Source organism: Celeribacter baekdonensis, from assembly GCF_003047105.1.
Lineage (GTDB): Bacteria > Pseudomonadota > Alphaproteobacteria > Rhodobacterales > Rhodobacteraceae > Celeribacter > Celeribacter baekdonensis_B.
The window spans coordinates 995,029-1,018,209 of the sequence record NZ_CP028475.1; the positions used below are offsets into that span (position 1 = coordinate 995,029).

General features: G+C 58.2%; 31 protein-coding genes, 1 tRNA gene and 1 pseudogene. 11 read left to right on the forward strand and 22 right to left on the reverse strand.

The window, feature by feature from the left end; genetic code table 11:
• Positions 1 to 25 precede the first annotated feature (25 nt).
• The 9 genes from DA792_RS08350 (at position 26) to DA792_RS08385 (ending at position 6,179) form a co-directional block, all read left to right on the forward strand.
• A complete protein-coding gene (locus DA792_RS08350) occupies positions 26 to 745 on the forward strand; it encodes an ABC transporter ATP-binding protein (RefSeq protein ID WP_107719549.1) in 720 nt (239 codons plus the stop codon).
• Positions 742 to 1,452, forward strand: a complete 711-nt coding sequence (locus tag DA792_RS08355; RefSeq protein ID WP_107719550.1) for an ABC transporter ATP-binding protein — start codon at positions 742 to 744, stop codon at positions 1,450 to 1,452. The genes DA792_RS08350 and DA792_RS08355 overlap by 4 nt, the downstream gene beginning before the upstream one ends.
• Positions 1,449 to 2,312, forward strand: coding sequence for a branched-chain amino acid ABC transporter permease (locus DA792_RS08360; RefSeq protein WP_107719551.1), 864 nt, complete (start codon positions 1,449 to 1,451; stop codon positions 2,310 to 2,312). The genes DA792_RS08355 and DA792_RS08360 overlap by 4 nt, the downstream gene beginning before the upstream one ends.
• A 10-nt stretch (positions 2,313 to 2,322) precedes the next feature.
• Positions 2,323 to 3,108, forward strand: a complete 786-nt coding sequence (locus DA792_RS08365; protein WP_254679646.1) for a branched-chain amino acid ABC transporter permease — start codon at positions 2,323 to 2,325, stop codon at positions 3,106 to 3,108.
• A complete protein-coding gene (locus tag DA792_RS22755; protein ID WP_254679647.1) occupies positions 3,105 to 3,359 on the forward strand; it encodes a hypothetical protein in 255 nt (84 codons plus the stop codon). Before DA792_RS08365 ends, DA792_RS22755 begins: the two co-directional genes overlap by 4 nt.
• Positions 3,360 to 3,388: 29 nt before the next feature.
• Positions 3,389 to 4,231: a dioxygenase family protein gene (locus DA792_RS08370; protein WP_107719552.1), complete on the forward strand. Its 843-nt coding sequence runs from the start codon at positions 3,389 to 3,391 to the stop codon at positions 4,229 to 4,231.
• 4 nt (positions 4,232 to 4,235) lie between these two features.
• Entirely contained in the window at positions 4,236 to 4,568 is a 333-nt protein-coding gene (locus DA792_RS08375; RefSeq protein ID WP_107719553.1) for a hypothetical protein, read from the forward strand.
• A 388-nt stretch (positions 4,569 to 4,956) separates the two neighbouring features.
• The gene (locus DA792_RS08380; RefSeq protein ID WP_217621090.1) at positions 4,957 to 5,496 is read left to right on the forward strand and encodes a Crp/Fnr family transcriptional regulator; all 540 of its coding nucleotides are present in this window, start codon (positions 4,957 to 4,959) and stop codon (positions 5,494 to 5,496) included.
• 68 nt (positions 5,497 to 5,564) lie between these two features.
• The gene (locus DA792_RS08385) at positions 5,565 to 6,179 is read left to right on the forward strand and encodes an NAD(P)H-dependent oxidoreductase (RefSeq protein WP_107719555.1); all 615 of its coding nucleotides are present in this window, start codon (positions 5,565 to 5,567) and stop codon (positions 6,177 to 6,179) included.
• Positions 6,180 to 6,203: 24 nt separating this feature from the next.
• Here the strand turns inward: DA792_RS08385 and DA792_RS08390 are convergent, their stop codons facing one another.
• The 18 genes from DA792_RS08390 to DA792_RS23070 form a co-directional block, all read right to left on the reverse strand.
• Positions 6,204 to 6,437 (reverse strand): hypothetical protein, encoded by a 234-nt coding sequence (locus DA792_RS08390; RefSeq protein WP_159075206.1) that lies wholly within the window; start codon positions 6,435 to 6,437, stop codon positions 6,204 to 6,206.
• A 231-nt stretch (positions 6,438 to 6,668) separates the two neighbouring features.
• Positions 6,669 to 7,148, reverse strand: coding sequence for a DDE-type integrase/transposase/recombinase (locus DA792_RS08395; protein ID WP_368074510.1), 480 nt, complete (start codon positions 7,146 to 7,148; stop codon positions 6,669 to 6,671).
• Positions 7,149 to 7,243: 95 nt separating this feature from the next.
• The gene (locus DA792_RS08400; RefSeq protein ID WP_199908211.1) at positions 7,244 to 7,405 is read right to left on the reverse strand and encodes a hypothetical protein; all 162 of its coding nucleotides are present in this window, start codon (positions 7,403 to 7,405) and stop codon (positions 7,244 to 7,246) included.
• Positions 7,406 to 7,416: 11 nt separating this feature from the next.
• On the reverse strand, positions 7,417 to 7,584 hold the full coding sequence (locus DA792_RS22195) for a hypothetical protein (RefSeq protein ID WP_254679736.1): 168 nt from the start codon (positions 7,582 to 7,584) through the stop codon (positions 7,417 to 7,419).
• A gap of 121 nt (positions 7,585 to 7,705) precedes the next feature.
• A tRNA-Arg gene (locus DA792_RS08405) sits at positions 7,706 to 7,782 on the reverse strand.
• 246 nt (positions 7,783 to 8,028) lie between these two features.
• Positions 8,029 to 9,246, reverse strand: coding sequence for a cysteine desulfurase (locus DA792_RS08410; protein WP_107719557.1), 1,218 nt, complete (start codon positions 9,244 to 9,246; stop codon positions 8,029 to 8,031).
• On the reverse strand, positions 9,239 to 9,736 hold the full coding sequence (locus tag DA792_RS08415) for a YIP1 family protein (RefSeq protein ID WP_107719558.1): 498 nt from the start codon (positions 9,734 to 9,736) through the stop codon (positions 9,239 to 9,241). Before DA792_RS08415 ends, DA792_RS08410 begins: the two co-directional genes overlap by 8 nt.
• 3 nt (positions 9,737 to 9,739) lie before the next feature.
• Complete coding sequence (locus DA792_RS08420) at positions 9,740 to 11,035, reverse strand: SufB/SufD family protein (protein ID WP_107719559.1); 1,296 nt, start codon at positions 11,033 to 11,035, stop codon at positions 9,740 to 9,742.
• Positions 11,035 to 11,796, reverse strand: a complete 762-nt coding sequence (gene sufC / locus DA792_RS08425) for a Fe-S cluster assembly ATPase SufC (RefSeq protein WP_107719560.1) — start codon at positions 11,794 to 11,796, stop codon at positions 11,035 to 11,037. Before sufC ends, DA792_RS08420 begins: the two co-directional genes overlap by 1 nt.
• Positions 11,797 to 11,936: 140 nt before the next feature.
• Positions 11,937 to 12,206: a hypothetical protein gene (locus tag DA792_RS08430; protein WP_107719561.1), complete on the reverse strand. Its 270-nt coding sequence runs from the start codon at positions 12,204 to 12,206 to the stop codon at positions 11,937 to 11,939.
• 153 nt (positions 12,207 to 12,359) lie between these two features.
• Positions 12,360 to 12,926 (reverse strand): hypothetical protein, encoded by a 567-nt coding sequence (locus DA792_RS08435; RefSeq protein WP_107719562.1) that lies wholly within the window; start codon positions 12,924 to 12,926, stop codon positions 12,360 to 12,362.
• Positions 12,927 to 13,049: 123 nt separating this feature from the next.
• Complete coding sequence (locus DA792_RS08440) at positions 13,050 to 13,667, reverse strand: hypothetical protein (RefSeq protein WP_107719563.1); 618 nt, start codon at positions 13,665 to 13,667, stop codon at positions 13,050 to 13,052.
• Position 13,668: 1 nt separating this feature from the next.
• Entirely contained in the window at positions 13,669 to 13,881 is a 213-nt protein-coding gene (locus tag DA792_RS08445; RefSeq protein WP_107719564.1) for a hypothetical protein, read from the reverse strand.
• Between the two features lie 51 nt (positions 13,882 to 13,932).
• Entirely contained in the window at positions 13,933 to 14,115 is a 183-nt protein-coding gene (locus DA792_RS08450; protein ID WP_107719565.1) for a hypothetical protein, read from the reverse strand.
• Positions 14,115 to 15,662 carry a Fe-S cluster assembly protein SufB gene (sufB, locus tag DA792_RS08455; RefSeq protein WP_107719566.1) on the reverse strand — a complete coding sequence of 516 codons (1,548 nt, stop codon included), beginning with the start codon at positions 15,660 to 15,662 and terminating at the stop codon, positions 14,115 to 14,117. The genes DA792_RS08450 and sufB overlap by 1 nt, the downstream gene beginning before the upstream one ends.
• A 75-nt stretch (positions 15,663 to 15,737) precedes the next feature.
• On the reverse strand, positions 15,738 to 16,787 hold the full coding sequence (locus DA792_RS08460) for a cysteine desulfurase family protein (RefSeq protein WP_107719567.1): 1,050 nt from the start codon (positions 16,785 to 16,787) through the stop codon (positions 15,738 to 15,740).
• Between the two features lie 42 nt (positions 16,788 to 16,829).
• Positions 16,830 to 17,291: an Rrf2 family transcriptional regulator gene (locus DA792_RS08465; RefSeq protein ID WP_107719568.1), complete on the reverse strand. Its 462-nt coding sequence runs from the start codon at positions 17,289 to 17,291 to the stop codon at positions 16,830 to 16,832.
• Positions 17,288 to 17,410, reverse strand: coding sequence for a hypothetical protein (locus DA792_RS23070; protein ID WP_302666908.1), 123 nt, complete (start codon positions 17,408 to 17,410; stop codon positions 17,288 to 17,290). The genes DA792_RS08465 and DA792_RS23070 overlap by 4 nt, the downstream gene beginning before the upstream one ends.
• A 300-nt stretch (positions 17,411 to 17,710) precedes the next feature.
• Here DA792_RS23070 and DA792_RS08470 point away from each other — a divergent pair, with 300 nt between their 5' ends.
• A complete protein-coding gene (locus tag DA792_RS08470) occupies positions 17,711 to 18,364 on the forward strand; it encodes an alpha/beta hydrolase (protein WP_107719569.1) in 654 nt (217 codons plus the stop codon).
• Between the two features lie 25 nt (positions 18,365 to 18,389).
• The gene (locus tag DA792_RS08475) at positions 18,390 to 19,859 is read left to right on the forward strand and encodes an HD domain-containing protein (RefSeq protein ID WP_368074502.1); all 1,470 of its coding nucleotides are present in this window, start codon (positions 18,390 to 18,392) and stop codon (positions 19,857 to 19,859) included.
• A gap of 65 nt (positions 19,860 to 19,924) precedes the next feature.
• Here the strand turns inward: DA792_RS08475 and DA792_RS23450 are convergent, their stop codons facing one another.
• The 4 genes and pseudogenes from DA792_RS23450 to DA792_RS08495 all read right to left on the reverse strand — a co-directional run bounded on the left by DA792_RS23450 (position 19,925) and on the right by DA792_RS08495 (position 23,179).
• Positions 19,925 to 20,143: a SecDF P1 head subdomain-containing protein gene (locus DA792_RS23450; RefSeq protein WP_439099392.1), complete on the reverse strand. Its 219-nt coding sequence runs from the start codon at positions 20,141 to 20,143 to the stop codon at positions 19,925 to 19,927.
• A gap of 36 nt (positions 20,144 to 20,179) precedes the next feature.
• Positions 20,180 to 20,901 (reverse strand): annotated as a pseudogene (locus DA792_RS23225) (IS5 family transposase); the annotation flags it as partial.
• Positions 20,902 to 21,272: 371 nt separating this feature from the next.
• On the reverse strand, positions 21,273 to 21,698 hold the full coding sequence (locus DA792_RS08490; RefSeq protein WP_107719571.1) for a PaaI family thioesterase: 426 nt from the start codon (positions 21,696 to 21,698) through the stop codon (positions 21,273 to 21,275).
• Positions 21,698 to 23,179 carry a carboxypeptidase M32 gene (locus DA792_RS08495; protein ID WP_199908143.1) on the reverse strand — a complete coding sequence of 494 codons (1,482 nt, stop codon included), beginning with the start codon at positions 23,177 to 23,179 and terminating at the stop codon, positions 21,698 to 21,700. Before DA792_RS08495 ends, DA792_RS08490 begins: the two co-directional genes overlap by 1 nt.
• Positions 23,180 to 23,181: the final 2 nt, after the last annotated feature.

Consider the following 23,181-nt stretch of genomic DNA (forward strand, 5'->3'; position numbering starts at 1 on the left):
TCCGCCTCGGGGAGAGAGGGAAAACATGAGCATTCTGTCACTTCAAAACGTGTCGAAAAGCTTCGGCGCCTTGAAGGTCACGGATGATGTCAGCTTTGACCTCGCCGCGGGCGAGGCGCTTGGTATCATCGGGCCGAACGGTGCGGGCAAGTCGACCTTGTTCAACCTGATCACCGGCAATATTGCCGTGGATCAGGGCACCATTACTCTGGACGGGCGCGACGTGACGCGCCAGCCCCCAATGGCGCGGGTGGCGGCGGGCATTGGCCGGTCGTTCCAGATCCCGCAGCCGTTCACCCATCTGTCGGTCTTCGAGAACCTTCTGGTCGCGGCCAATTTCGGCGGCGGACATCACGGCTCGGAAGCCGGGGATTTCGCGATGGATATCCTGTCGCGCACCGGTCTTGCAGCCGAGGCTGATCTGGTGTCCGGCGGGCTGTCCCTGTTGCAGCGTAAACGCCTCGAGTTGGCCCGCGCCATGGCCACCTCGCCCAAAGTCATCCTGTTGGACGAGATCGCGGGCGGTCTGACCGAAGGCGAATGTCACGCGCTGGTCGACACCATCAAGGGCATCCACGCCGAAGGCACCGCGATCATCTGGATCGAGCATGTGCTGCACGCGCTCAACTCCGTGGTCGAACGCCTCATGGTGCTGGATTTCGGCAAGAACCTGATGATCGGGGAGCCCTCCGTGGTGATGGAAGCACCTCAAGTCAAAGAGATTTATTTGGGGATCGAGATATGAGCACACTTCTGGAAACCCAAGGCCTGACCGCCTTCTACAGCGATTTTCAGGCGCTGTTCGGTGTCGATATCAAGATCGACAAGGGCGAGACCATCGCCATCATCGGCGCCAATGGCGCGGGCAAAACCACCTTGATGCGGGCGATCACCGGACTGTTGTCCTCCGACCCGGAGGCGATCCGTTTCGACGGTGCTGCCATCGGCGCTCTGCCGTCCTGGGCGGTGATCGACAAGGGCATTTCGATGGTGCCGGAGGGGCGCAAGCTGTTTCCGTCCCTGACCGTCGAAGAGAACCTGATGATCGGCGCGCACAAACGCACGGGCAATGGCTATTGGACGCTGGAGCGGATCTACGAGATGTTCCCGATCCTGCGCGAGCGCAAGGACAATCCCGGCACAGCTTTGTCGGGCGGCCAGCAACAGATGGTCGCCATCGGCCGCGCGCTGATGTCCAACCCGGAGCTGCTTTTGTGCGACGAGATCAGCCTCGGCCTCGCCCCCGTCATCATCAACGACATCTACGCCGCCTTCCCGCAAATTCGCGAAAGCGGCACCTCGATCATCGTCGTGGAACAGGACATCTCGCGCGCCCTCAAGGTCGCCGACCGTGTCTATTGCATGATGGAAGGCCGCGTGACGCTGCAAGGCCGTCCCGACGCGCTTGACCGCTCTGCCATCCACGACGCCTATTTCGGAGTATCCGCATGATCTGGATCGACACCCTCGTGCAGGGCATCCTGCTGGGCGGTCTCTACGCCCTTTTCGCCGCCGGTCTGAGCCTCGTTTTCGGGATCATGCGACTGGTCAACCTGGCCCATGGCGATCTCATCGTTCTGGGTGCCTTTCTCATCCTCGTGGCCACCACGGTTCTGGGCATCCACCCGTTCCTCGCGGTGCTGATCGCCGCTCCCATCATGTTCGCGCTCGGCTGGGCGCTGCAGACCTTGGTTCTCAACAAGGTGCTGGGCGACGACATCCTGCCGCCGCTTCTGGTGACCTTCGGCCTGTCGGTCGTGATCCAGAACGGTCTGCTCGAAGGCTTCTCCGCCGACAGCCAAAAGCTCTCCGCCGGTCCGATCGAAGCGGCTTCTCTGGATCTCGGCTTCACCACGGTGGGCGTCATGCCTCTTATGACGCTGGCCTCCGCCGTCGCCGTGATCTTTGGCCTCAACCAGTTGTTCTACCGCACCAAACTGGGCCGCGCCTTCCGCGCCACCTCCGACGATGCGGTGACCGCCGGTCTCATGGGCATCCGCCCGCAGAACGTCTTTGCCATCGCCACCGGCATCGCTCTGGTCGTCGCCACCATCGCCGCGCTCTATCTGGGCATCCGCGCCAATTTCGACCCGTCGATCGGGCCGGCGCGCCTGCTCTATGCGTTTGAGGCCGTGATCATCGGCGGGCTCGGCTCGCTCTGGGGCACCCTCGCCGGCGGCATCGTCATCGGTGTGGCCCAGGCGCTTGGCGCCGCGATCAATCCCGAATGGCAAATCCTGGCAGGGCATGTCGCCTTTGTCGTCATCCTGTTGATCCGTCCGCGCGGGCTTTTCCCGCGGGCTTATGATTGAGGGCCGATCCATGACCACTCAGAACTCTTCTATCCTCGCCCGTCTCGCCTTTGGCCTGATCGTCATCGCGTTAATCTTTGTCCCCATCGTCGGCTCGCGCGCGCTGGTGCAGGACCTCTTCATGGTGATGACCATGCTGGTGTTGGCGCTCAACTGGAACATGCTCGCGGGCTTTGCAGGCCTTGTGTCGGTGGGCCAGCAGGCCTTCGTCGGCATCGGCGCCTATGCCATGTTCGCCGCCGTCATCCTCTGGGGCATCGACCCGGTGTTCGGCATCCTCATCGGCGGTGTCGCGGCCCTGTTGCTGGCGATCCCGATGGCGTTTTTCTCCTTCCGCCTCAACGGTGCCTATTTCGCCATCGGCACATGGGTCGTGGCCGAGATCACGCGGTTGATCATGGCGCAATGGCAGGCGCTTGGCGGCGGCACCGGCACCTCGCTTCCGAAAGGCACCACCAAGGAAATGATCGGCGTCGAGTTCACCAAGAACCTCATCGGCGGCTCATCCTCGGCGGCGGCGGATGCGGTGACCTATTGGCTGGCGATGTGGCTGGCGCTGGTGACGCTGGTCGCGGGCTACCTGTTCCTGCGCTCGCGCATGGGGCTCGGCCTGCAGGCGATCCGCGACAACACGGAGGCCGCGCGCTCGGTCGGGGTTGATCCGGTAAAGCTCAAGGCGCTTGTGTTCCTTCTGACCGCTTTCGGCACCGGGGTCTGTGGCGCGCTCCTGTTCATCCAGATCACCCGCGTCACCCCGAAGCCGCCTTCTCCGTCGTCGATTGGACCGCTTTCGTGATCTTCATCACCGTCATCGGCGGCATCGGCACCCTGCCGGGTCCGATCATTGGCGTCATCGTGTTCTACGCCCTGCAACGCCTGCTTTCCGATTACGGCACGCTCTATCTCATCGTCCTCGGCCTGATCGGCATTTCCATCATGCTCTTCGCCCGTCGCGGCCTCTGGGGATTGTTCACCGACCGAACCGGCATCGAGCTGCTGCCGCTGCGCCACAAGGCGCCGCGGCCCCGCAAACACGCACAATCATAAGCTTGGCATAAGATTGGAAAGGACGTCACATGACTAAATATTTTACTGAGGAAGGCTCTGTTGAGGCCGTGAACGCGCGGATGCGCGGTGAGGTGGAACCCCGCCTCAAAGAGATCATGGCCTGCCTCGTCAAGCACCTGCACGAGTTTGCCAAGGAAACCGAGCTGACCCAGGAAGAATGGGATATCGGCATCGAATTTCTGACCAAAACCGGCCAGATCTGTTCCGAAGAGCGTCAGGAATACATCCTCTTGTCCGACGTTCTGGGCTTTTCCATGCTCGTCGATGCGATCAACAACCGCCGCCCGGCCGGGGCCACCGAGAACACTGTCTTCGGCCCCTTCCACGTCGCCGACGCGCCGATCCGTGAGATGGGCGAATGCATCTCGCTTGATGGCAAAGGTGAGCTCTGCCTCTACGAGGGCCGCGTCGTCGATCTGCACGGCGAGCCGATCAAAGGCGCCTGCGTCGATGCCTGGTCCGACAATGCCGAAGGCTTCTACGACGTGCAGCAGCCCGACATCCAGCCCAAATGGAACAACCGTGGCCGCTTCATCACCGGCGCGGATGGCGTCTATAAATTCGTCGGCATCAAACCGGTGAGCTACCCCATCCCAGATGACGGCCCCGTTGGAAAGATGCTGGGCCAGATCGGGCGTCACCCCTATCGCCCCGCCCATATGCACTTCATGGTCACCGCCCCAAACTTCCAGACCATCGTCACACACACCTTCGTCGGAGATGACGAATACATCAATGACGACACCGTCTTCGGCGTCAAAGAGACCCTCGTCGCGCCCTTCGAGCATATCAAAGACGAAACCGAATGGCGCTGCCCGTTCGACTTCGTGATGGTCGAGAAAAAGGACTAAGCCGATGCCGTTGATGAAGCTCTACGTAGATCAAAACCAGCCCGAGAGCGTGAAAACCGCCCTCAAAGGCGCGATGTCGGACCTGCGGGCGCTGGTTTGCGGGCGTCTCGATGTGCCGCTAGCGGCGGCGCATCTGGCGCTGATCGAACATATCGGTCTGCCGGATCAGCCGCAGATCAACATCGAGATCAAATATTTGGGCCGCGAAGACCGCACTGAGGACAAAATCCGCAGTGTTGGTGCGGAGATCCGAGACAAGGTCGCAGGGCTCAGCGGGATCACACCCGCGGTGCGCATGGCGATGCTGCGGCCCGAAGAATATGCTGCGCTTAAATAACTGCATGAGCCTCGGAACGGAACCGCTCTACTCCGGGGCTCCAATCGCTCAAGCAAAGTTTTTTCAACCAGTTTGTGTAGTTCTTCTTCAAGCCTCCGAACCATTTCGTGGCTTACATACATTCCACCTCGGAGGAATAAATCTTTGACGTTTCGAAGCGAAAATGGAATGCGAACGTAGAGCACCGCTGCCGAACGGATGATTTCCGGTCAGGTATCAAAGAGCAGTCTCTCGATCCTGCCCATTCGGTTGCAGCCATTCTTCAGGAGTTGAACATTTTTCGTCCACATCCCATCGTGAGCCGCAATTTGACATTGCCAATTCGCTTGAGAAAAAGGTTCTCTTCTCTAGAACAATATGAGTTTTTCTCGTTCTGATGAGACCAACCGTGAAAGCGCCGACCTACATCACACGCGTTCTGAACGACTTTCCCGATCATCGGGACTTGCAACGGCGCCAGACGCTGCTTTTGCAGGGCGATGTCAGCCGCCATGCCTATTACATCGAAAGCGGATGCCTGCGGCTCTGCTATAATGACGACGGCAATGACATCACCGTGCAATTCTTCCAGCCCGGAGAGATCGTCGCCTCTCTGGAAAGCTTCCTGAAAGGCGAACCGAGCCGTTTCGGCATCGAGGCGATCGTACCGAGCTCCGTGCGGGTGATCGACAAGGTCCGTTTTGAAGAGCATATGAACGCGTCCGGAAGCCTGCGGGACTTTTTGTTCGAGGCGCTGCTGACGCGGCTTTCGGATTACCAGACCCTGTTTCTCAACCGGATCATGGAGAGCCCGGAGAAACGCTACCGCCATCTGCTGGCGCAAAATCCCGCGCTGTTCGAGATCGTGCCACAGCATTATATTGCCTCGTTCCTTGGCGTGACCCCTGTCTCTCTGAGCAGAATTCGCAAAAAAGTCGAGGAATCTTAACAATCGATAACGCGCGGATATCCGGGCGCGCTCATATTGCACGCAAATTACCAATATCGGAGGCGATCATGCGTGTACTCGTTGTTTTCAATCACCCGTATAAGGGCAGTTTCTGTAATGCCATATTGACGTCCGTCCTCTCCGGTCTGGCGACCGGCGGACACGAGGCCGATCTCATCCATCTCGACGATGACGGGTTCGACCCGGTGATGCGGGCCAAGGATCTCAAGGCCTTTGTCCTGGGATCAAAGGATCGCGATGCCGCAGCCGGGTTGATCGATCCGCAGGCCGCCGATTACATTCGCCGCGCCGAACAGGCCGATCATATCATTTTCATCTTCCCGATCTGGTGGGAACTGATGCCGGCGCTGACCAAAGGCTTCATCGACAAGGTCGTCTTCCCCGGCTTCTTCTACGACTATACGCCGAGCAACAAGGGCATGATCAACCGGATGACCCAGCTCAAGGGCGTGACGATGATCACCACCATGAACACGCCGGGTATCATTTATCGTCTGGTGTTTGGCAACGCGATCAAGAAAGCGCTCCTGCTCGGCACCTTCTGGAAAGTCGGGATCAAGAACCGCAAATGGATCAGCTTTAATTACGTGAAATTTGTAAAACCGGAACGGCGTGAAAAATGGCTGTCAGATATCGAAGCGCGTATGCGTCGACTTTCTTGAAATTGCAGCAATTGAAACTGGCTCTCATATCTCAAGCGAATAGTTCGACAACAGGTCAAACTCTGCCGGAACACAACAAAATACCGACGAGCCGATTAGTTTGGGTGGACCATTTGTACCCTCACCAGCGCACAACTCCTCGATAAAATTCTCCTGTCGGTCGAGCGCCGCCTCCCATTCCTTCGGCACCGCCGCTTCCCGCTCAAGTGTCTCGGGCTCTGGCTGCCCACGCCCGGCCGCCATCGCCATCACGCTCATGGCGCGCACCTCACGGCGCTGCGAACGACCCCGCACAGGTGCGCGTTCGGCTGGTCTCGCCTGCTCGTCTGCGCCAGCCTCATCTCCACCATCGCCCCCCACTATTTCATTACAAGCCCCACACCCTGCACACTCGGCCGATAGGAGAATGGAGAGGTGGTCGCGGAAATTCGGATCAGCGCTTAAGCTGGATTGGACCTGTCACGCTTTCGTGCCGCCCCATGTGCTCGTTTAAGCCACTTTCCGTTCGAATGCGACGGGGCTTTTCCAACCCAGTGCTGAGTGGCGTCGTCGCGGATTGTAAAACCCGTTGATGTATTCAAAGATCGCCACTTCAGCTTGCCGCCGCGTTTCCCATGACTTGCGCCAGATCAGTTCGGCTTTGATGGTTTTGAAGAACGTTTCGACGGCAGCATTGTCGTAGCAATTGCCCTTGCCACTCATCGACACCTTGAAGCCATGCTGGCGCAGAAGCGTCTGATAGTCGTGTGAACAATATTGCGGCCCGCGATCCGTATGATGAATGCAGCCTTTGGGCGGCGCCCGGAAAGCTATGGCCATGTTCAACGCTCGGATCCGCCCCCTGCTCGATCGACCAGGGGAGGCGTCCGCAAATGCGCCTAGCAGTCGTCTTGTTTGCCTGCGCGACAGGCAGCTGCCTGCGCAGTGTGTCGCGTTCTGAGCGAGGCGTAAATGGCCGTTATCGCCGATTGCCGCTGGCGCGGTGCCGCGACCTCACAGGCCGTTTTCCGCCCTTTGCACCCAGCAAAATACCCCGAACGCAGTACACGTTTGGGGTAGAGTAGTCATTCAGCGGCGGTGAGAATCGTGGCCTCCGGCCTGGTTTGCTCGATTTCGTCAACCTGCTCGTCGTCGGCCTCCAGGGCATCACCGCCCCCATCCGCTCCACGAAGCGGCTCTGGCATCCAGCCGCTGCCCGTCAGCAGGCGCTCGGCTTCCTGCGCCATGTCGGCCTTCTTCAGGTGCTCGATGCGCGCCGCCTCGCGCTCGCCAGCCGCCTCACGAACCGCTTCGAGGATGGGCGCCCCTCTTCGCGCATCACGGTCTCGATGATCTTGCCGGTCTCGGCCTTCGAGAAACCGCGCTTGCGAAGGAAGTCGTTGCGATCCTCGTCGCTGTGCGCCACCGGAAGCCACTCTCCCGACACTCAACCCGTCATGAGGCCACAGGCCCAACTTTACCTCTAGAATACCACCTGAAATGGCACCTCAAGAGCGGCACATAACTTATTGATTTTGTTAAGTTAATGGCGCACCCATCAGGATTCGAACCTGAGGCCTTCGCCTTCGGAGGGCGACGCTCTATCCAGCTGAGCTATGGGTGCGCAGTAGAACCGTCAGGGCCTAACTGCTTACGCGAATTCTCCAGACCTTAAATCGAAAAACGATCTCATCGGCAAGAGTTTGTTATCACGTATGTATTTTAGTCCTCTTTAACTTACAAATCCCTTGACATCAGCCTTCGGAGGGTAGCGCTCTATCCAGCTGAGCTACGGGTGCCTGTGGGGGATCGTATAGGCGATGAAAAAAGGCGGCGCAATCTGTTTTCGCGCCGCCTTGTGCAATTGAGTTCAGGCGAAAAACTCGTGGCACAATTCCAGTGCCTCGACCAAGCGGTCCACCTCTTCAAAACTGTTATACATGGCAAAAGACGCGCGGCAGGTGGCGGTTTGGCCAAGATGTTCCATCAGCGGCATGGCGCAATGCGACCCGGCGCGCACGGCAACACCTTTTTTGTCCAAGACGGTGGACAAATCATGGGCATGTGCGCCTTCCATTGTGAAGGAAAAGATCGCGCCTTTCCCCGGAGCTGTGCCCTGCACCGTCAGCCAATTGAGATTCTGCAACCGCTCGGCGGCATAGGCCCCCAGTTTGGCCTCATGCGCAGCGATCTTGTCCATGCCGATGGCCATCAGGTAATCCAACGCCACGCCCATGCCGATGGTTTGCACGATGCCGGGTGTGCCCGCCTCGAATTTCAGCGGCGGTTTGGCGTAGGTGATTGTGTCCTTGGTCACCGTGTCGATCATATCACCGCCGCCCATAAAGGGGCGCATTTCGGCCTGTCGCTCGGCGCGGATATAGATCGCACCCGACCCAGACGGACCGTAAAGTTTATGGCCGGTGATCGGATAAAAATCGCAACCGATGTCTTGCACATCGACAGGGCCATGCACCGCCCCCTGAGAACCGTCCACAAGTGTCGCCACACCGCGTGCGCGGGCGGCGTGACAGATGGTTTTGACATCGACGCGGGTGCCGGTGACATTGGACATTTGGGTGATGGCGATCAGTTTGGTTTTGGGACCAATGGCGTCGATCACGGCCTGCGGATCAAGACTGCCGTCCATGGCGCAATCGACCCATTTGATCACCACGCCCATGCGGTCGCGCAGGAAATGCCACGGCACGATATTGGCGTGATGTTCGAGCACCGAAAGGATGATTTCATCGCCGGGTTTGAGCATCTCAGCGCCCCAAGCGTATGAGACCAGATTGATCCCCTCGGTGGTGCCAGAGGTAAAGACAATCTCATCCTCCGACCCCGCATTCAGAAAGGTCTGAACAATCCCACGCACGCTTTCATAGCGCTCCGTCGACAGATTAGAAAGAAAGTGCAACCCCCTGTGAACGTTGGAATATTCCTCCGCGTAGGCGCGCGTGATCGCATCAATCACCACCTGTGGCTTTTGCGCCGAAGCGCCATTGTCGAGATAGGTCAAAGGCGCGCCATTGACCGTTCGGGACAGGATCGGAAAGTCGCGACGGATCGCCTCTACATCATACATCTTTTGTCTCTTTCGAAAAGGCGACCTCAGACAGGCCCATGCCCCAGAAATACATCAGCGCCGCCAACGCAATCACACCGACCAAACTGGTCGCCGCCCCCGGCCCAACAAACCCCGCCGTCAGCCCCCACAGAAGCCATAGCGGCGCGGCACAGAGCAGCCCCCAAAACACCGCCATGCGGGTCTCATAGCCCGTGGCGGTGCCGCCCAAAAGCGAGAGGACAAAGCGGATCAGGCCGGCAATGACGTAAAACACCAATGGCATGATAAAGAGCCACCCCAACAGCGTGGCCCCCAACAGCATTTGCACCTCTTGGCCGGTCTCAAAGGCCACGCGCGACAGGCGCGGCCATTGGGCGACAAAGACCAGACCACAGGCGATCATGAGCGTGACCAAAGCCCCGCCTTCATTTTCGCCTTGGCCCAACCTATGACGCAGCACAGCCCGAGGGGCGCGATAGCTACGAGCCATATCGGTGACGACACCCATGGGTTAGCCCCGACGCCGGGCAAGCCAGCCCTCAAGACGCTCAAGAATATCGGCGCTGATCGCTTCATCCTCGATCTCGTCGATCGCTTCGGCCAAAAATGCCAGCGTCAAAAGATCGGTGGCCTCGGCATGAGGAACGCCGCGCGATTGCAGGTAAAACAGCGCATCCTCATTGATCGCGCCCACGGTCGAGCCATGCGAACAAGCCACATCATCGGCGTAAATCTCAAGCTCAGGCTTAGCCAAAAACTGGCTGTCCTCATCAAGCAAAAGCCCCTGAGAGATTTGATAACCATCCGTTTTTTGCGCCGCTTGTTTGACCAAAATCTTGCCTTGGAACACGCCTTTGGCACCGTTGCGCAGCACCTTTTTAAACACCTGACGCGATTCACAACGCAGGCCCGCGTGGGTGATGAACACGGTGTCATCATGCAAGAAATCGCCATCCCCCATCGCGGCACCCGCGACATGGGCCACAGAGTCGTCGCCGGAGATGTCGATGAAGACCTCGTTGCGGGTCAACACGCCATTGGCGGTCATGGTAAAGGATTTAAACGCCGCATCGGAGCCGACAGAGGCAAACAAATGGGTCACAGCCCGGCGTTCATGGTCACGACCTTGAGCGCGGACATGATGGAAGCGCGCGCCATCGGCGACCTCGATTTCCATCACTTTGTTGAACCGTGCCGCCGCCGGACCGTTTTCCAACAGCGTCAGCTCCGCACCCGCATCGAGTTTGATCACATGGTGCAGGATCGCGTCCGAGCTCTCATCTTTGTGCAGATAGATCAGCGACACCGGACGGCTCACCGGCCCTGTGGCGCGGATCACCACGCCATCGGTGGCAAAGGCGGTGTTGAGCGTGGCCAGCGGCCGATCAACCGGATCTTGGGCGCGTTTTTCAAGAGCGCCATAGGCATCTTTGACCCAATGAATGTCGCTGCCGAGCGCATCGGTCAATCGCATGACCTCAAGGTTCTCGCCTTCAAGCGCATCGGAGGCGGCTGCGTCAAACACACCATCGACAAAGACCAGTTTCAACCGATCAAGCGCGGAGAAAATCGGCGTGTCATCGGAGTGGAACACCGCCGCTTGGGTCGGAGTTTCCGCCGTCAGACTGTCGGGTTTGGTCCAGCGCCAATATTCATCGCGCCCCTGCGGCAAGCCGATGGAGAGCAAGCGGTTCAAAGCGTCCTGACGCAGGTCATTGGCCCATGCCGCGCCCTGCGGCATCACCATGCCCAAAACCCGCTCGGCCGTGGCGTCGAGTTTGCGTTGTTTCATCTCAAAGCGTGTCATCAGGCTTGCTCCTGCTCCGCCAACAAATCGGCATAGCCATTGTGTTCGACCTCAAGCGCCAATTCCGGCCCGCCGGATTTGATGATGCGGCCTGCGGACATGATGTGAACGACATCGGGTTTGATGTGGTCCAAAAGGCGTTGATAGTGCGTGATCACGACAAAGGAGCGTTTGCCGTCGCGCAACGCGTTGACGCCCTCGGAGACCAATTTCATCGCATCCACGTCGAGACCGGAATCGGTTTCGTCCAAGATGCAAAGTTTCGGTTCAAGCATCGCCATCTGAAGGATTTCATTGCGCTTTTTCTCACCGCCCGAAAAGCCGACATTGACCGGACGTTTCAACATATCGGCGTCGATTTTCAACGACTTGGCCTTTTCGCGCACGACTTTGAGAAACTCGGTGGCGGACAATTCGTCTTCGCCGCGGGCTTTGCGTTGGGCGTTTACGGCGGTGCGCAGGAAGGTCATATTGCCCACGCCCGGAATTTCGACCGGGTATTGGAAGGCCAAAAACAGACCCGCCGCCGCGCGTTCCTCCGGCTCCATATCCAACAGGTTTTGCCCGTTCAAAAGCGCCTCACCGTCGGTGACCTCATAGCCATCGCGGCCCGCAAGCACATAAGAGGTGGTCGATTTGCCCGATCCGTTCGGGCCCATGATCGCGTGCACTTCGCCTTCGCCGACGGTCAGGTTGACGCCTTTGAGAATCTGCTTGTCTTCTTCTTCAAGTTTGACGTGGAGGTTTTTGATTTCCAACATTTTATTGTCCTTTCACGAGGAATGGCCCGCGCGCGGCAGAACCGCGGCAGACACCAGTGTTTTATATGTGCGTTGTTGTGGTTTACCCCCCGATCGCACTGCACCAGAGCAGGCTTTGGGGTGGAATTGAGAGGCGGATTTTACAGGCCGACGTAGCGCAGATAGAGCAGCAACAACAGCCCGAGCGCCGTGGTCTGCATCACGCCGGATTTGAGCCCCGCACGCATCAAAACGCGCGCCGAGGGACGATCTGGGTCTTGCGGTCTCAGATGGGTGACGCCGGACACTTTCTTGCCCCGTGGCGTGTCCGCGTCCTGGAGACCGGTGTAGACCGTCGAAAACGTGTTGGGTCCGCCCCGTTCGATCCGATTGATCCGCGTGGCGAATTGCGCGTGCTGTGCATGCTGCATCTGATCCCTGCCCTTTTTTGTCTGACTGCTTTTTATATGTGTCAGTTTGGTTCGGGAATTGGATCAGATCATGGCAATCCTGCGGTGATCTTGCGCCTTTTGAGACTGACGCCGGGTCACCTTGACGGGGGGCTCTGCGACGGGGTTCCCCGACTAGATTTTGTAGCTTTGTCCACGGAAATTGAGCGTGCCGGGTTCGGTCGTTTGCATCACATGCTCGACCCATTGGGGTGAGAACAGCCGCCCAAACGTGTCCGGCATGTGATGGACGACATTGTGCATTGTCACCATCGCCAAAAGAATGCCGGCAAACTGTGCGCCCATCCGTTTGACCGCCGACAAAGACACCGCCTCGCGCAGAACAAAGGCGATCACGATGGCGAAAATCACGTCGAGCGCCAGATCGAAATCCGCATTGGGGATCACTGTGCCGGAGATTTGGCCGGAGATTTGATAACGCAAAGCCCGCGCGATCACCGCCGCCATTCCGCCCATGCCAAAGGCGATCACATAGGACATCACTTGCGTCGCCATCAGCTGTGGCTCGCTCATCGGACGACCATGAACGCCCTGACTTTTGTGGCGCTGAAGCATCTGCGCCAGGCGGTGATTGCGGCCAACATTTTGCGATTGCGCAGGCCCGATCATACTCACCCCGTTTTGTGGCGCACGTGCGACGCGCCCCAAACGATTGAGAAATTCCTGATGCTGATACGTCATAACCAAACCCTTCGAAACACTGAGTAAGCATTTCGTTTACCATCTGAAAATGGCAAAAATCGGGCGGTTTGAGCGAAAAACGCCCGGCGTGATGATCAAACCTATGAAGATCAAAGGCGCACATCACAGTTTCACCTGAAAGGTTTTCAGCAGGGTATAAAGCTGATCGGCGGGCAACGTGTTGATCGGCTCAAGATCAAACTGCGCCATGCGGCCATGCAGGGCTGTGATCGAGGCAAACTCCAGAATGGCGCTGTATTTCTCTTCGCGCCCGACATAATCGTCCAAAAGCACGGTGGTCGGTTTTTGGATCGCGCACAACGTGGCCAAGAAACACCCGGCCCGGAACCGACCGTCGATCAGCACCAAATCCGGCGCAATCAAATCGTCGCGCTGCCACACGCCAAAGCAATAATCCGGGTAGCGGTGCCATTTGGCGTTGTTTTTCGGCCAGCTCCAATCGCCGGTGGGACCGATGTCGGCATAGATCAAATTCAGCTCAGCCTTGGGCGGATGCGCCGCAAAATGCGCCTGCATCGCGTCGTGCCACTCCTTTGACCCCTCGACTGAATAGATCACCTTGCCCGTTTGTGCCGCCCCATAAGCGGTGGAGCCGCCGGACCCGTATTCAAGGATCACGCCCGCCTGGTCATATTGCCCACAGACAAAACTCATGACCTCCAAGGGGAAGGTCAGCTCTGGCCCTTTTGGGTCAAATGTATATGTCGGCGTGGTGCTCATCTCAGCCCTTAAACGTGATCAAACGGATCAGTGTCATCGCCGCAAAGGCCAGCATCGAGGCGAGAAAGGCCGTGGCATAAACGCTGTCTTTATAAAGCCCCTTTTTGCCCGAACGTTTGGCGCGCACAGACAGGCCGATGATCGCCCCAATAAAAACACCGACGGCGACGCCGAGGCTTTGCTTGGCAAAGAGGGGAAGAAGTTCAAGATGCATATCGCGTCCAATTCGAGAGTTCGGGGATCCGTTGAGGCAGGCGGGGCGGCGTCATTTCTGGGACCGTTTCGCAAGGATCAGGCCAATGACCCGTCCGATGCCCCAATAGACGGCGGCAAAAAACACCATCGGCGTGAGAATTTCGGCGCGCGGCCAATCGAACACCAACACCATGCCAAGACCCCAAAGGACCGTGGCAATCAGCGTTTGAATCAGAAGCCCGCGCGTGCTCATCAGCCCACAGATCCTTCCAGAGAAATCGCCACCAATTGTTGCGCTTCCATGGCGAATTCCATCGGCAGAGCTTGCAACACGTCTTTGCAGAACCCGTTGACGACCAAGGCCACGGCCTCCTCTTCGTCCATGCCACGTTGACGGCAGTAGAACAGTTGATCGTCATCGACTTTCGAGGTGGTGGCCTCATGTTCAACCCGCGACGAGTTGTTTTTGACCTCAATGTAAGGCACGGTGTGGGCCCCACATTGCGAACCGATCAACAAGCTGTCGCATTGGGTGTAATTGCGCGAATTCTTCGCTTTCTGGTGCATCGACACCTGACCACGATAGGTGTTTTGCGCTTTACCCGCAGAGATGCCTTTCGACACGATCCGGCTCTTGGTGTTTTTGCCAAGGTGGATCATTTTCGTGCCAGTATCAGCCTGTTGCATGTTGTTGGTGATGGCGATGGAATAGAATTCACCCTGACTGTCATCGCCGCGCAGGATGCAGGACGGGTATTTCCACGTCACCGCCGAGCCGGTTTCGACCTGTGTCCACATCACTTTCGCCCGATCCCCCCTGCAATCGGCGCGTTTGGTCACAAAGTTATAGATCCCGCCCTTGCCGTTCTCATCGCCCGGGAACCAGTTTTGCACGGTGGAATATTTCACCTCCGCGTCCTCCAAGATCACGATCTCAACCACGGCGGCGTGAAGTTGCGCCACGTCGCGTTGTGGTGCTGTGCAGCCTTCGAGATAGGACACATAGGAGCCCTTGTCGGCGATGATCAGCGTGCGCTCGAACTGGCCGGTGTTTTCGGCGTTGATGCGGAAATAGGTCGAAAGCTCCATCGGGCAACGGGTATTTGGCGGGATGTAGACGAAGGAGCCGTCGGAGAAGACCGCAGAGTTCAATGTGGCGTAATAATTGTCCGAGACCGGCACCACGGAGGCGAGGTATTTTTTCACCAGCTCCGGGTGGTCCTTGATGGCTTCCGAGATCGAACAGAAAATCACCCCGGCTTTTTCAAGCTCTTTTTTGAAGGTCGTGCCGACAGACACCGAGTCAAACACCGCATCCACCGCCACTTTGCGCTCAGAATTGGCGCCATCGGCAGGCACCTCGCCCGCGCCTTCGACGCCCGCCAAAATCATCTGTTCTTTCAGAGAAATGCCAAGCTTTTCATAGGTCGCCAATAGTTTCGGATCGACGTCGTCCAAAGACTTTGGCTTGTCTTCCATGCTTTTCGGGCGGGCGTAGTAATACTGATCCTGAAAGTCGATTTCAGGATACTCAACCATCGCCCAATTCGGCTCTTCCATCGTCAACCAACGGCGATAGGCCTCAAGCCGCCAGTCCAACATCCACTCCGGCTCATCGTTTTTAGACGAGATCAAACGCACGATATCTTCGGACAGGCCTTTGGGCGCATATTCCATCTCGATATCGGTGTCCCAGCCGTATTTATAGGTGCCAGCCAGCGCCTGAACGGCATCAACAGTGTCCTGCTCCACCCCGTCCTTGACTTGAACCGCGTCTTTAACCTGAACGTCATCCGTCATCGGATCACTCCTTCGTCTGTGCCAAAATGGCATGTGCGTCTTATGGGGCTCTCGTGTCGGCCCCTCTTATGTCGGTTAGGCCGCTCGTTGTTTCCAACGGCCATAGGCGGCGAGCCATGCTGTGGCAAACCGCTCAATCTCTTGTGTCGTCGTCGCGGGGCCGATGGACACGCGCAGCGCGCTCATCGCCTCAGTCTCATCATACCCCATGGCGCGCAGCACCTTTGAGGCTTTGACCTTGCCGCTGGAACAGGCCGATCCGGCACTCACCGCAAACCCCGCCAAATCCATTTGCATCACCTGGGTCTCGCCCTTCCAACCGGGCGTGATCAGGCACATGGTATTGGGCAGGCGCGCGTGTGGTTTGCCAACAAACATCGGCGTGTCGATCTCTTGCGCCAACAGGTCTTCCAACCGATCGCGCTTTTGCGCCACCTCGTCCCAAACCCCGTTCGCCAAGGCCTTGGCCGCCGCTTTTGCCGCCGCGCCAAAGCCCGCGATGCCGATCAGGTTTTCCGTGCCCGAACGTCGTCCCATCTCTTGGCCGCCGCCGCGAATGCCCGCGACAACGTCCAATCCCTGACGCAGCACCAAAGCGCCGACCCCTTTTGGCCCGCCGATCTTATGACCCGAGATCAGCGCCATATCGCAACCAATCCAATTGAACGCCACCGGCAATTTACCAAACCCCTGCGTCGCATCGCACAGCGCCAGTCCGCTCGGCAGTTCTTGCACCATGCCGGTCTCAGAATTCGCCAATTGCAGCGCCGATGTCGCGGGGTTCAAACAAATCACCGCACCGTCTGAAGACACCGGAAGCGCCCCGCCGGACCAAGATGACACCGCTTCGTGTTCCACATCGGCACAGTGCAACCCCCGTCCGGCCATCGCCAAAGCCGCCGCCTCAGTCGCCCCAGAGGTGAACACAATATCCGCGCCATCGGCCCCGAACGCCTCGGCCACCTGCGCCCGCGCCCGCTCCATCAAACCCTTGGCCGCACGGCCCTCGGCATGAACCGACGACGGATTGCCGACCACATCCATCGCCGCGATCATCGCCGCGCGCGCCGCCGCGCCGAGCGGAGCGGTGGCGTTGTAATCGAGATATGTGCGATTCTGGGTCACGCGGTCAGGTCTTCTTTTTGGTTCAAATACTCAAAAGCCGGATCAGTCTTCGTCGACCACGGCAAACAGGGTCGGCACCGCCGGACAGGGACGCAATTCGTTGCGGATCACGTCCGAAAGCCGGGTTTGGTGCAAGAACACATAGACATGTGCGGACAGGCCCTCCCACAACCGGTTGGTCATGCTCTGCGCCCGTGACCCGGACACGCCGCCCGAAGCCCCAGCCCCGGTGTGCATGGCCGACACGGTTTCATCCACCGCGCCCATAATGTCAGAGACGCGAATTTCAGAGGCCGGTCGCGCCAATTTATAACCGCCACCCGGACCGCGCACTGAAACCACCAAATCGGCCCGGCGCAGCTTGACGAACAGTTGTTCCAGATAAGGCAATGAAATGTCCTGGCGTTTGGAAATCTCCGCCAGCGACAACAGCGCATTGTCCGGCTGCAACGCCAAATCCGCGAGTGCCACCATTGCATAACGTCCCTTGGTCGACAGCTTCATGTCACAGTCCCTCTTGATGCGATCCGAAACCATTTTGGCCCGATCATCGCGGCGTAATCCGCCTCTTGAAACGCTCCAAACACCGCATCAACAACGACACGAGCGGTCACAGGGGCCATTTTGGCGCATTTCCGCGCGTTTCCCACTCGCAATGAGGCAAAAAACGGCGCAAATACATTGACGTATGCGGCGTGGAGCCTTACCTCCATACCACTCCCGCGCGGTCGCCCACGCAGATTTAGAATGTTTCTAAATTGTCCGAGCGATTTCGTCAACTATAAAGGCAGCGCGGTGGAAAAACGAGAGCAAAAGCGACAGCCCGACAGGGCTCGTTCCGCTCGGGCCCTCCTTGCGTGCCACATAATTCGGTGTGTGCAACGTAAGCTGGCCCGCGGAACGGAACAGGAGACAGGGACCCAATGCCCGAAGTGATTTTTCCCGGCCCAGAAGGCCGGCTTGAAGGCCGCTACCATCCGCAACGCGCTAAAGACGCCCCCATCGCCATCATTCTTCATCCCCACCCGCAATTCGGCGGCACGATGAACAATCGCGTGGTCTATAATCTGCATTATGCCTTCCACCAGATGGGCTTTACCGTTTTGCGGTTCAACTTTCGGGGTGTGGGCCGGTCGCAGGGCGAATATGATCAGGGCGTGGGTGAGTTGTCCGATGCCGCCTCCGCGCTCGATTATCTGCAATCCATGAACCCCAATGCCAAACATTGCTGGGTCGCGGGCTTTAGCTTTGGCGCCTGGATCGGCATGCAGCTTTTGATGCGTCGCCCGGAAATCTCCGGCTTTATCTCGGTCGCCCCGCCCGCCAATATGTATGACTTCTCCTTCCTCGCGCCCTGCCCGGCGTCTGGTTTGGTGATCAACGGCACCGCCGACCGTGTCGCCCCGCCGAAAGACACCCAGTCCTTGGTCGCCAAGCTGCATGAGCAAAAAGGCATCACCATCACCCATGAAGAGGTCGAAGGCGCGGGCCATTTCTTTGAAGATCCGCATATGGAACATATGATCGGCTCGGTCGACACCTATGTCCGCCGCCGCCTGACCGAAACCAGCCGCTGACGCGCCACCTTCAGAGGGTCTTACGATGAGCATCATGGAAGATCTGGCCGACGCTTTGGCCAAGGACACAATCGACGCCTTGGACATTGTCGGCACGGACGAGCTTATTCAGGATGTGGCCCGCGTCATCGGGGCCTCCTCTGTCACCACACAAGAGGCGTTTTTGACCTCTGCCCGCGTGCGCCTGTCGGAAAAACGGGCGCGCGTTTACCTTGAAAAACGCATTGAAGAGGCGAAAAAGGGGCTTGCGGCCTCCGCCCCCCGCCCAGTGCCGAGGATGACATTGAATATTGACGCCGCCCTGCCCGCTTTGCCTGACCTGACGGTGGCGGAAATCGCCCGTCTTGATGCCCAATATGCGTTTTTGATGGAGGCGGATCGGCTGAAAACCGTGCTGCGCGCCAATCAATTGATGGATCGGTCGCGGTTTGAAAATTCCGCCGAACATTCGTGGCACGCCGCCCTTTTGGCGCTTCTGTGTGCGCCCATGGCCGGGCCGGATGTTGAGATGTCCCGTGCCATCGAAATGCTGATGTTGCACGACATTGTCGAAGTCGATGCGGGCGATCATCCGATCCACATCACCCACAACCCCGCCTCTGTCGCCGCGCTTGAAGAGGCCGCCGCGGATCGCATTTACGGCCTCTTGCCCGAGGATCTGCGCCGCCGCTTTCGCGCCACTTGGGAAGAGTTCGAGGCGATGCAAAGCCCGACCGCGCGCTATGCCAAGGCGATTGATTTCCTCGCCCCCGCATTGCAATCCATTGGTGCGCCAGAGCAGGATGACGACGAACGCCACATCGTCGCGACCAACCTGACCCAAGGCCGCGCCACAAAGACCAAAGACATCCTGCCCGACCTATTCGAATTTACCCGCGCCGGATTTTATGGTGAGGCCGTAGACGCCACACTCGCCGCGCGCTTTGCCTTTTGGTGCGAGGCGGATCGGCTGAAATCAGTCTACCGCGCCACCCCCATTGCCGATGGCTCGCGCAAGGAAAACACTGGCGAACACTCTTGGCATATCATGCTCTACGCCCTGACGCTTGCGGATCAGGCGCAGGACGGTGTGGACATCGCTTTGGCGATTAAAATGTTGGTGCTGCACGATATTGTCGAGATTGATGCGGGCGACACCCCAATCCATGGCGCGGTGACGGTTGAGGCACAAAAGGCGCAAGACGAGGCAGAGATCAAAGCCGCGGACCGCCTGTTCGACCTGTTGCCGCCTGAGCAAGGCGTGGAATTCCGCGCCATTTGGGAGGAATTCGAGGCCGCCCAAACCCCAACCGCGATCTTTGCCAAGTCTATCGACCGGGTCCAACCCGTGCTGCACAATCTGGCCGATGACGGCGGCTCATGGCGCACCTATAACGTCAAATTGCACCAACTTGACACCCGCGTCGGCACCAAAATCGCCAAAGGCTGCCCCAAACTCTGGCCCTACATCCGCAGCCAATGCGAACCTTGGTTCGTGGCGCGAGGCGCGCTTTGAGGGGCATAACTGAGGGATTTCGCGTTGCGGGATTGGCTGCTGTGCGGGACGAAGCCGACACATGCTCAATTACACAAACGGCGCCCAGAGAGAATTTCGGTGATTTCCCTCGCACGTTCCCACTCAAGCCCCGCGAGTGCTAACCCTCCGCCGTAAATCGGGGAGAGAACTGTCGAACGACTAATAACTTCTCCACAGACACTTATGGCAATCTGGTTTCCAACGTTTTCTGAAGTCAGTTTTGAAAATGCCGTTGCCATTGGCTCGCCAACTTGAAAAGAAATCTGATTGAATTCAGCATTATCAGCTAGGGTGTGGACTCAATTCAGCCAACATCTGATTGCAAAGATATGGACCATCGACAGGAAGTTGCGTTTCAACTTTTCGTATCTCGTTGTTAGCCTTCGCATGTCTTTCATGCGGCAGAAGAACCGCTCTACAAGGTTTCGCTGGGCGTAGATGTCGGGGTCATGTGGGATGTGGATGCGGGCGTTTGACTTGGATGGGATCACTGCCAATGCGCCTTCGTCAGCGATGGTTTGGCGGATGGCTTTTGAGCCATAGGCTTTGTCTGCGACGATAGCTGTCGGCTGTTTTTGCCAGCCGACAAATGAACCAAATACCTTGCTATCATGCCTTTGTGCGCCTGTAATCGCGAACCGTAGAGGCAGGCCGCGATGGTCTACGGCGACGTGAACCTTGCTGCCGCGACCGCCGCGTGAGCGTCCAATACCTTGCGCCAACTCCCCCCTTTTGAGCCTGCTGCCGCCCGGTGTGCCTTGACGATTGAACTATCAATGAAGATCAGCGCGTCCTCACATTCCGTCGCCAGCACATCAAATATCCCTTGCCAAATCCCGCGCTCACCCCAGCGGACATAGCGGTTGTAAACAGTCGTGCGCGGGCCATACCGGTCCGGCAGATCGCGCCACGGCGCCCCCGTGCGCAGAACATAGAAAATGCCATTCAAGACTGTTCTGTCATCCTTGCGCTGCGGACCGCGCCCTTGTTTGGGTAAATGAGGCCGGATTGCAGCCCATTCTTCGTCGCTCAGATCAAATCTCGCCATCATGCACCTGTTTTCCGCAGATGAATCATGAAGAGCCCATTTCAGCAAGACAAGGAATTGGGTTCACACCCTAGTCGCACGTTCGAGATAACGTTGCTTCCGAAGACAAGATCTCTACCGTTTTTCGCCGTAATCTTAACAACTCGTGGATTCACATCTTCTGCTCGAACCACAGAAGCAGCTCCCAATAGAGTTAATACTAGAGCGAGTATTTTGATCATGCATGTCCCTCTGTTCTTCCCATTCTTCCACCAGACATTGGATGCATTACAGAAAACTTACAAGATGGGCTCAAACCGGACATTCTGCCCTCCAGAAACCAATCCCTCGCACCCAACTCCACCTCACGCCCTCTTCGGCGGGATCGCATAGGTCAGCGAGGCCTGTGCCAAGACCGCGTCCGAACCGGGGTTGCGGATTGCCACCTGTCCCACGGCCAAGGTCCTGCCGAGTTTCAACAGCCGTGCTTCGCCTAAAAGCGGCAGATCAGCCGCGGGTTTGCGCATGAAATCAATGTGGGCGTTTGTGGTCACGGCCAAGGCGACCGGGCCGATTTTGGCGAGGATCGCAAAGTAGAGCGCCACGTCGGCCAAGAGGAACATCGTCGGCCCGGAGAGCGTTCCGCCGGGCCGGACATGACGCGCGTCGGGGGTCAGCCGCAGGGTCACGGCGTCCTCTGTGACCACCTCCACGCTCAACACATCGCCGACCTCGGCAAACTCCCGCGCCAGAAAGTCTTCCAGCGCGGGCTTGTCCAACACGTTCGCCATCAAAAGCCGTAAATCCCGGCGAATTTCGCCTCAAGATAGTCCAAAAGCGGTGCCTCGGTCGGCTCAAAGCCACAGGCCTGCACGATGGTGTCGCGCGGTTCCCGCAGCCCCCCGAATTGTTGCAAATGTTCGGCCAACCATGCAGTCGCGGGCGCGGTGTCGCCTTTGACCAGAGCGCTGTCCAAATCCGGCACATCGGCGCGCAGGGCTTGGTGCAAACAGCCCGCGTAGACATTGCCCAAAGAATAGGTCGGGAAATAGCCAAACAGGCCCACCGGCCAATGCACATCCTGAAGACAGCCATTTGATATTTTGTCGACTTTGACGCCAAAATCCGCTTCAAACCGCGCATCCCATGCCGCGGGCAGGTCGGCAATCTCCAAATCGCCACCAATGATCTGACGCTCCAAATCAAAGCGCAACAGCACATGCAGGTTATATTGCACCTCATCGGATTCGGTGCGGATATAGCCCGGCAGGACGCGATTGACGGCGGCATAGAACCCTTCGGCGCTGTCGATGCCAATGTCGCCAAAGCTGTCGCGCATCTGACCATAGAGGTACTCGGTAAAGGCGCGCGAACGGCCGAGTTGGTTCTCGTAAATCCGCGACTGGCTTTCGTGCACGCCCATCGACACACCCTCGCCCAAAGGCGTCAAAAGATAGTCGGCGTTGATGTTTTGCTCATAGCAGGCGTGGCCGACCTCATGGATCGTCGAGTAGATCGAATTGAACGGATCTTCGGGGTTGGTGCGGGTGGTGATACGCACGTCTTGACCGGAGCCAGATGAGAACGGATGCACCGCCTTATCAATGCGCCCACGTGCGAAATCATAGCCAAAATTCGCCGCCAGCGCCGTGGTCAGCGCCATTTGTTTGGCCTCGTCAAAAGTGCCGGTCAGGCCCTTGGGCTGATCCGCGCCCATGATTTTGTCGCGCAGCGCCACCAACCGGGGCCGCAACGCGCCGAACATGGCGTCCAATTGCGCCCCCGTTGAGCCCGGTTCGTAATCTTGGTGCAGCGCGTCCCACAGGTCATGATCGGTGCCCTGTTGTAACGCCGCCGCCTCTTCGCGGCGCAGGGACACAACCTGTTCAAACATCGGGGCGAAATGGGCGAAATCATCGCGGGCACGGGCCTCGGCCCAGACCCCTTGAGCCATGGAGGTGACCTTGGCCAATTCCGCCGCCAAACGGGCCGGAATTTTGACGGTGCGCTCATAGGAGCGGCGGATGTGGTGCACCTGCGCCTGAGACACCGCGTCCAATGTGCTTGGGTCAATCGAGGACAGCCAATCCCCCAGACGGGGATCGGATTTGCGCATATGAAGCACGGTCTCTAACGCTTCGAACTCCTCACCACGTTGCGCGCTCGCCCCTTTGGGCATCATGGTTTCCTGGTCCCAATTCAATCGGCCCATAATGGCGCCAAGCGCACGGGTTTCACGGGTAAAACCCATCAGATCATCAAATGCGGACATGA